We start from the raw sequence: 8924 nt of genomic DNA, 5'->3' as shown, positions 1-8924 counted from the left end.
AAAAAAAAAAAGTTTCTTGTGCAATTGATTTAGTACTATAAAACAGCACTACTACTAAAAATAATAATTTTTTCATTTTAATTTATGCTATAGGTTAAGGTTAAATATAGTTAGATTGGATTTCAAAAATATACTAGTCAAAAGGATAGTTTTGTCAGATTCTTGCACAACTCTTTAATTAGTAAGATGGAGGCTTTGTTTAAACCTCCATCTTATTTAAAATTATACTTCTTTTAAAGAACAGTACTATTACCTTGAAACCGTTCCTGTTGGAAAAGATATTAAACTTCTTTCCATATTTATGGTTGTACCCGTTACAGCCGGATTTGCAACATTATGTGATAATGGTTTTAGTGTAAACGGCATTGGCGAATTATCGGGGAATGGCTCAACCGAAATCACTAAAGTGGCACCGCTCAAATTTGCCGGAAAGGTCAATCCTGACGGAGCATTCACTAAAAAGTCTTCACCCGGAAATGGAGGAGAAGGCATCATACCTGAATAGATGGCTGACATATCAGGGCCATTCGGATTTGTAAATGCACCTGTACTTAATACGGTACCATTGCTCACTACCCAGCCCTCATACTTCCAACCGGCATCTAATGTTGGTAAATTTAACCCTACACTTGGTCCGTTTCCATCCATAAACCAAACTCCTGCGTTTGGGTTTGCGTTACCGTTTGTTGGCGTGCCAAGTAGATATTTTCCGGTTGACGTACTAAAATTACCAATTATTCCGGTAGAAACAGAGGCTGTTGACCCACTGAATGAACCGGCAAGGTATTTAGTGTTTGAAGGAGCAGGGTCAGGGTCATTCGTTGGTTCAATACTAAGCACGAAATCGGTAGCGTTGTTAAGTTGAGCTCTGTCAACGTCAAACTGTGTTTTGGATAGTGCACCAGCATCATTAACTGTAAATGTTCCTGTGGTAACCGGTGTTCCATTGACCACAATCCAACCTTCATAAACAAAATTTGATCCTAGGTTTTCTAAACCACTAAGGTTTAAAGTTAAGGAAGCAGTTGAAGCTGCATCATCATCAGAACTACACGAAATGGTGAGAGCTGTCAACAAGACAAGGGGAAAAAAAATTTTTTTTTTCATAGCATTTTTTTTAAGTGTTAGGATGTAATTTTATAATAAAACAAATTTTTATTTTTTCATTGACTCATCCATTTACCATTTTTCCTTATTAGTTGACAATTTTACTAAAAGCGTTAAACGTTTAAAGATTTCTGTAGATATTTGTGAAAAAAAGATGAAAAACAGCCTTTTTATTCTTTTTCTTTCGTGTAGTTCACTCTTTGCTCAAAAAGATAGGGTAGGACTTATATCTTGGAATGGTGTAAAAAAAATGAACGTTAATTTCATGACTGAATTTATTGAAACGAAAGTGAACGAACAATTGGATTCTTTAAAATTAGACAATGATGTTGCGGCATTAACTCGCTTGAATGGTGTTTCCAACGTAACTTATACGGTTACAAAGTCAGCAGATGAAACGTTTAATGTTACTTATACGGTAATAGAAAATTGGAGCATCTTACCTAATCTTCAACTATGGACAACAGATGAAGCAGAAGCCGCTTATCGAATCGGAGTATTTGATTATAATTTTTTAGGAAGAAATAATACTTTAGGAGGCTATTATCAATCGAATGGTATTTCTTCATTCGGATTATTCTTTTCTGCTCCTTTTTTGTTTTCTGCAAATTTTGGGATTGAAAGTAGTTATCAAAAATTAGCCAGCATTGAACCCATTTTTATCAATGCATTGCCAGCCCGATATGAATATAGCAATACAGGAGTTGAGATATTAGGTGTTTATCGATTGAATTTCAGGAATTCTGTTAAATTCGGGGCTACTGTTTTTTCAGAAAAGTATCAATACCGTTCCGGTTCAACTGCTGAGAATGTGCCGCAATTTTTTGAAGTTGATAAAATTATGTTGAAGTCGAACTATACTTTTGATAACTTGAAATATGATTTTTATTTGGTCAACGGATTTCGTAGCAACTTTTTTGGTCAATATGTTTTTAATTCCAATGCCTTTCAAAATGAATTTATTATCGCTTGGAATGACTTTTCCTATTTCAAACGAATAGGAAAAACAGGGAATTGGGCCAGTAGATTGCGATTAGGATTATCTTCCAATGATGAAAGTCCGTTCGCTCCGTTTTCTTTAGACAATAATTTAAACATTCGCGGTGTGGGTAATATTATTGATCGCGGAACCGGAGTGCTGGTTTTTAACACGGAGTACCGAACAACGATTTATGAAAAAAATTGGTTTGTTTTACAAGGTAATGCCTTTATAGATTCCGGTAGTTGGCGCCAACCTGGCGGAAATTTCAATGATTTTATAGATTCAGAAAATTTTAGAATTTATTCTGGAATTGGGTTGCGATTTATACATAAAACCATTTTTAATGCCACATTTAGAATTGATTATGGATATGGAATAACAAGAAATTCTTCAAGCGGAATTGTATTTGGTATAGGACAATATTTTTAAATATTACTGATTTGTATCTTTTATTCCAATTATTATTATAAAATCCAAGATGGAATTTTTTAAATTTATATTGATTTTTCAGCTTAAGCACAAGTTGTAAAATAAAAATGTTTTATAATTGAAAAATGCGGTGAGAGAACACATCGCATTCAAAGCTTAAATTAAATATACTAAACAAATTAAAATCATTAATTATCCAGACTAATTTTTTTTATAGAAGTATTATTATTGTAATCGGTAAAATAAAGAAAATAAATACCGCTATCTAAATGCGTTAAATCTAAACTTGTTTTAGATTTAAAAGTTTCATTTATTTCAACAACTTTTTGACCTAATGATGAATATATTTGAAATAACTTTATTTCGGTAGATTCATCAATGTCTATCGAAATAATACCTTTAGATGGATTGGGATACAATTTGATATTGTGGGCAGAAAAGGATGCAGTAGATAGAGTGGTACAATTAGAAGCCGTAAATGGCATAAAACTTCCAAAGTCCCAAAAAGCATTAAACTGTTGGCAATAAAAATAAATTGTATTGAAATTAGAGATATTGAATCCGTTGGGAATTGTTTGTGTAAAACTAGCCACACCATTTCCAGTAACTAATCCCATTTCAATTCTAGGGCGCGATAAAAAATTATTGGTTATTCTCAACTGGGCATTTGTAAGTGTTCCTCTATCAACTAAAAAAATCCGAACATCAGGACCAGACGCAGTAGAAAAATTGCTGCCTAAATTTACTGTAACAGTATTGTTTTCATTTAGTACTACTGAAACCATTCCTGAAACATTATAACTTGGAATACTAGTATTGTTTCCAAAACCTGTTCCGTTAGCAGTGCATTGTGCCTTTGCTGAAGCAAAACAAAGTAAGCCAAAGACATAAAGTAAAATTTTCTTTTTCATAACATTTTATTTATACAAAGTTATAAAAATCAAATAATTATAATTATACAATTTTTCCTGATTAATTGTCAATTATTCTGTTTTTGTCTCTAAATTCTGTTGGAGATTGCCCTTCTTTATTTTTGAAAAATCGACTAAAGGAAGTAACATCTTCAAATCCCAATTCAAAAGCGATTTCTTTCACAATTTTTTGGGTAAATAACAATTGTCTTTTAGCTTCTATATGAATTCTATCTTGTATCACTTTTAGTGGTGTTTTTTCTGAGTGCAAAGTAAAAAGATTAGTCAACGACTTTGCTGGTTTATTCATTAAATTAGCATATTCAAAAACGGTGTGCATTTTTTTATAATGCATTTCAACCAATAAATTAAATTCTCTAATTGTATCTAATTTGTTAACATGAAGTCTTAATGATTTGTTTTGTTTTTTATAGATTCGGGTAGAAAGAATTAAAAAACGTTTCAAGAGCATCAACAACATTTGACCGTGTAAATTGTCTCGCGATTCAAACTCGCTTAGGAATACCATCCAAAGTAATTTGAATTTAGGTAATTGTAATTCATCCAAATCAATAACTGGAATCTTTTCATTGGCAAAGAATAGCACACCATTGCAACCAATTTCTTTATCAAAAAACTCAGAACTGTAAAATTCTCTGTTAAAACGGATTAGGTTAATTTCATCCATTTTTGAAATGACAATATCATGCATGTCAGTTAAAAACAAAATTTGATTAAGTAACAAGGGATATTCTACGCCATCAATAATTAATGTTGTGTCTCTTTGATCATTCCAAAAAATACGCAAGTAATCTCCTTTATATTGATTTAACCAAACTGCATCCTCTTTTTTGATGGTTGCAATATGAAAATACTCATTTAATGAACCTTTGTATTCCATTTAACTAATATTTTTTTTATAATAATTTAACATGCTTTCATTAGAATGCCCTAGCTTTTGCTTTAAATGAATTACTGTAAAGTGATATTGTAACTTCCAAGCACCATTAATTCGATACCTTCTAGCTGAAGTAATGAGATATTTTGGAATAACTACAAATTGTTTTTCTTGATAGAGTCGCCTGATAATTTCATTGTCTTCATAAATAATATAGCTTTCATTAAAACCATTAATTTTATCAAATAAATGCTTAGCTACAAATAAAGATTGATCCCCACCTCGACAAGAAATATGATTAAATCTTGTAAACCACTGAGAAACTAAAAGTACAGGATGATTGTAATCAAATTTCATACGAAAGCAACCTGCTAAATTACCTTTATCAACTTGTTTTATTATTTCTAAATCAAAATCTGTAGGTGGAAAACTATCACAATGCAAAAAATACAAAATAGAACCTTTAGCAATTTTTGCTCCAGCATTCATTTGTTTTGCTCTTCCCTTTTCTGTCTGAACCAAAATGACATTTTTGATACCTTGAACGAGATTTTGAGAACCATCTGAACTACCACCATCTACTACAATAACTTCATATGAATAGGTCTTTGAAATCGTTTTTTCTATATGCAACAAAAGCCGATGTATGGCATCGACTTCATTGAGAATTGGAATTATTATAGAAACTTTAATCATTTAAACTCCAGTTATACTCTTTATATTTAACCTTAGCATTCTTATTAATCTTAACAGCACTGTATTGATTCAAATAATCGATAACAGTTCCTTTTGTTTTAAAATCTCCCGAAAACCAATCAAATATTTTTGATATTTCAATATTATTAGCAGTAATTGTGTTTTTAGTTTTATCATTTATAAATGCTTTTGCTCCAGCCTCTAATTGACTTTCTAATTTAGCTTCTGTATAAGCTTGATTTGATAAATTTGGACAAGAGAAAGAAGCACAGTTTATCGCAAAATGAATTCTTGGTTCGTTCATTTTTCTCAATATTTCATGCTCAATTTCTTCTAAACTATATTTTTTTGTTCCTAAAGTGAAAAACTTTTTACCCCAAGGATCTTTAATATCTTTTATACTTTTTAAAGGATAATTATCTAAAATAAGTTTTACTGTATAGGCATTATAGGCATTTATCCAATAAGCTAAAATCGCATTTCGAGACCATGATTTTTGAGGTACATTTGCGGCTAATTCATCCAAATAAACTTGTAATGCTTTTGCATCTTTCTTAAATCCTTTGTAATCTACATTCCCTTTATCTGTAACATATTTTTGCAATAGCACATGCCACTTTTGATGATCTATTGCTTTAATTGAATTTTGATTTTCTACTGCATAAGCCCATTCTGGAATGCTATTTTCGTTTGAATTTGCACACGATAAAAAAGGCAATAAGGCTATTATAAAAATTATTTTTCTCATTTTTNAATTATGCTAAAACTTTTGAAGGATTTAAAACCCGAATTTTAGCCAAAATAACAGCATTAACTCTGGTTCAATATATCAACAAATTTATCTTTGATAGACCAATAAATAACATCAAAAATCAATTAATTTAATTTCACCCAACGGGTTAAACATAAATTAAAAACTAAATTTCAAAGAAATTATTCTTTCATGTTATCAGGAAGTGGTTTAATATTCATAAAATTATAAGTATAAATTAAACTATAAATTTTCCAAGTGTTATCTGTTTTTACTAATTGCCAAGATTCTGCACCCCAATTTGTAGTTGTAGAACCCATTATAAACTTATAATCAAAAACAACAGTAGCTAACTTTCCGTCAGTAAAGATGTTAACGTTATAAAATTTTTCTTCTAATCCAATATCTTTAAGTTGCGGATCATTCAATAGCTCATAAGCTCCACTCTGCTCTATTTCTTTCGCATTAGGATCTAACCTTTTTCCGTATTCAAAAGACTTGTCATGTGCAACAGAAATCCATACAACTTTTTTATTGTAAAAAAGATTTGTTAAAGCAATTGAGTCTTTACTTTTAATGGCATTTTTGAAGTCATCTATAAGAATTTGTATTTCTTTTTTTGAGGCTGTCAAATCAATATCATTTAATTCTTTATCAATGTTTGATTTTTCTTCTTTAACTTTTTCAAAAGAAATAGTTTTCCCAAATTCCGTAGTAATTGAAAACACAGAAGAAGTTAGAATTTCTATTTTATATTTTGTTGTTCTGACAAATGCTAAGGATAATTCTTTTTGATCAGATGAAATTTGCCAAGTTCCCTTTTGAGATCCTTGAGGCGTAATAATGCCTAAAGAAAAATCTTCGTCAAACTGATATCGAATTTCAGGAATGAATGATGTAATCAGTGACTGTTTTTGGCTTTCTAATTGAGCTACTAATGCCGCATCTGACTTTTTATAATTCTCTACTAAATCAAAGAAATAAACTTCTGTTGATTTTTCTGATATTTTCCATAATCCAACAATATTTTTTGAAAAATTATTTTTTTGTGCGTTTAAAAAATTAACAATTAAAAAAGTTACTAGGATTGTTATTTTTGTTTTCATAATTAAATGATTTAATGTTATTTGACACAAACGTATTGATAAAAAAAAGTGATTGGTAATAGAATCAATACAAAATGATGAATAAATGATGAAAAAGTGACAAAAAAAGTCTTGTTATATGATAATGATAAAAACATCCTTTACTTTTAGGGTAACTACGAATGAATAATAAATATCTAGTTCATTAATAAAATTTTACAAATAACAAATGACAATAGCTAACACTACTATTTTTCAAAGAGGCTTATTGCTTCATTTACTTTTTTGGTTTTCGGTATTGGCTTTATTAATATATCCAAGCTTAATTGTTGATCAACCTCTACCGGTTGACTATTACAGAAATTCGTTAATTCTATTTATTTCCTTGTGTTTATCTGTATATACCAATAGATACTTATTGCTACCATTATACAAAAGGAAAAAATATATTTTATATTTTATTCTGATTTTAATCAGCATAGCTATCATAAGCTATACCGAAAGTATATTTTGCAATAACTTTGTAAATAGTTTTATTTTCAATCTATTATTTGTGATAATTACTTCCTTTTTACACTTTTATAGAAATACGTATTTAGAAAATATTCGATTAAAAGAACTACATGATAGTATAGAGTTAAAACTTTTAAAAGAACACCTAAATCCACATTTTTTTTTTAATACGCTTAACATCTTGTACAATGCCTCAATGACAAATGCAACTATTTTGCCAAATCTAATCGTTAGTCTAGGTACAATGATGCGGTATATATTTACAAGTATAGAAAAAGAAAAAGTACTGGCTACTGATGAGCTAAACTTTATAGAAGATTATTTAAATTTTGAAAAAATTAGATTTTCTGACCATATTAAAATTTCATTTTTTAAAAATGTACAAATACAAGATCAAACCTTACCTCCTATGCTTTTAATACCATTTATTGAGAATGCATTCAAACACGGTGGAGCAAACTTTAATGAAAAATTAGAAATAGATATAACTATTATGGTTAACCAAGCGTTTCTTTGTTTTGAAATTAAAAACACAAAAAATAATACCAATAGTAAAATTCTGCAATCAACAGGTATTGGAATTGCAAATACAAAAAAAAGGCTTGAGAAGTTAATTCCAAATCATCAATTGATTATTGATTCAACATCTGAATTATTCAGTGTTTATTTGAAAATACCTTTTTAACAATCTTAATGTAAACAGCATAAAAATGTCATTTAAATGTATCGTAGTGGATGACGAAAAACCGTCAAGAGAAATATTGAAAAAATTTATTGATAATATACCAAGTCTAAAATTAGTTGCAGAGTGTTACAATGCAATTCAAGTAATTGAAATTACTTCTAAAGAGTCTATTGATATAATTTTTTTAGATATTGAAATGCCAGACATGACTGGGGTTGAGTTATTAAAAATATTACACAACAAACCCTTAGTCGTATTTACAACCGCTTATGATAAATATGCTTTAACGGGCTATGATTTAGGTGTTATAGACTATCTTTTGAAACCTTTTTCTTTTGAAAGATTTGTTATTGCTGTACAAAAGTGTTTTTACAATTTAAAATCTGATAGGTTAATTAAATCCGATAGTGGAGAATTGCCATACCTCCTAATTAAAGTTGATAAAGACATTAAGCGATTTGATATCAATTCTATTTATTACCTTAAATCTTTTGGAAATTACACTAAATTATTTTTGCAAAATCGCGAAATTTTATGCTCAGAACCTCTTTCAAAAATTGAAATAAAGGTGTCCGATCACAATTTTATTAGAGTTCATCGATCATATATAATTTCAAAATCAAAAATAACTAACATTTTATCCAATGCCGTTTGCTTGGATAATTATTCTGTACCTCTAGGTAACCGATATAAGCTGAATTTATAATTTACATCTTATTGTTTCATTTGTAGAATTTTGTATCAGCTATTTTAATCATAACACATACCAGAACGAATTAATTCAAGTTGTATAAAAGGGCATACGCAAAATATATTTACAATAACCCGTTGGGTGAAATTATTGGAAGTAAAATAAATTGAACAAAT

General features: G+C 29.4%; 9 protein-coding genes and 1 pseudogene. 4 read left to right on the top strand and 6 right to left on the bottom strand.

Annotated elements, in window-relative coordinates; all coding sequences use genetic code 11:
- Window positions 1-249: 249 nt before the first annotated feature.
- Window positions 250-1077, bottom strand: coding sequence for an anti-sigma factor (locus CHX27_RS06355; RefSeq protein ID WP_243388968.1), 828 nt, complete (start codon window positions 1075-1077; stop codon window positions 250-252).
- 184 nt (window positions 1078-1261) lie between these two features.
- On the opposite strand from CHX27_RS06355, the gene CHX27_RS06350 reads away from it, so the two are divergent.
- On the top strand, window positions 1262-2518 hold the full coding sequence (locus CHX27_RS06350; protein WP_094485925.1) for a BamA/TamA family outer membrane protein: 1257 nt from the start codon (window positions 1262-1264) through the stop codon (window positions 2516-2518).
- Window positions 2519-2706: 188 nt separating this feature from the next.
- Here the strand turns inward: CHX27_RS06350 and CHX27_RS06345 are convergent, their stop codons facing one another.
- From CHX27_RS06345 to CHX27_RS06330, 4 genes are all read right to left on the bottom strand, one after another.
- Window positions 2707-3429 (bottom strand): DM13 domain-containing protein, encoded by a 723-nt coding sequence (locus tag CHX27_RS06345; RefSeq protein WP_094414369.1) that lies wholly within the window; start codon window positions 3427-3429, stop codon window positions 2707-2709.
- A 61-nt stretch (window positions 3430-3490) separates the two neighbouring features.
- Window positions 3491-4330, bottom strand: a complete 840-nt coding sequence (locus tag CHX27_RS06340; RefSeq protein ID WP_094485924.1) for an AraC family transcriptional regulator — start codon at window positions 4328-4330, stop codon at window positions 3491-3493.
- Window positions 4331-5023, bottom strand: coding sequence for a TIGR04283 family arsenosugar biosynthesis glycosyltransferase (locus CHX27_RS06335; RefSeq protein ID WP_094485923.1), 693 nt, complete (start codon window positions 5021-5023; stop codon window positions 4331-4333).
- On the bottom strand, window positions 5016-5771 hold the full coding sequence (locus CHX27_RS06330) for a DUF547 domain-containing protein (RefSeq protein WP_094485922.1): 756 nt from the start codon (window positions 5769-5771) through the stop codon (window positions 5016-5018). Before CHX27_RS06330 ends, CHX27_RS06335 begins: the two co-directional genes overlap by 8 nt.
- Window positions 5772-5776: 5 nt before the next feature.
- On the opposite strand from CHX27_RS06330, the pseudogene CHX27_RS15250 reads away from it, so the two are divergent.
- A pseudogene (locus tag CHX27_RS15250) lies at window positions 5777-5908 on the top strand (IS982 family transposase); the annotation flags it as partial.
- A 48-nt stretch (window positions 5909-5956) separates the two neighbouring features.
- Here the strand turns inward: CHX27_RS15250 and CHX27_RS06325 are convergent.
- Window positions 5957-6880 (bottom strand): hypothetical protein, encoded by a 924-nt coding sequence (locus CHX27_RS06325; RefSeq protein ID WP_094485921.1) that lies wholly within the window; start codon window positions 6878-6880, stop codon window positions 5957-5959.
- A 208-nt stretch (window positions 6881-7088) separates the two neighbouring features.
- Between CHX27_RS06325 and CHX27_RS06320 the strand changes: the two genes are divergently transcribed.
- Both CHX27_RS06320 and CHX27_RS06315 read left to right on the top strand, forming a co-directional pair.
- Window positions 7089-8057 (top strand): sensor histidine kinase, encoded by a 969-nt coding sequence (locus CHX27_RS06320; protein WP_094485920.1) that lies wholly within the window; start codon window positions 7089-7091, stop codon window positions 8055-8057.
- Between the two features lie 46 nt (window positions 8058-8103).
- Window positions 8104-8763, top strand: a complete 660-nt coding sequence (locus CHX27_RS06315) for a LytR/AlgR family response regulator transcription factor (RefSeq protein WP_165764454.1) — start codon at window positions 8104-8106, stop codon at window positions 8761-8763.
- Window positions 8764-8924: the final 161 nt, after the last annotated feature.

The sequence above is a fragment of the Flavobacterium aurantiibacter genome (assembly GCF_002251775.1).
In the GTDB taxonomy this organism is placed as follows: Bacteria; Bacteroidota; Bacteroidia; order Flavobacteriales; family Flavobacteriaceae; genus Flavobacterium; species Flavobacterium aurantiibacter.
This window is presented reverse-complemented; position numbering and strand designations above follow the sequence as displayed.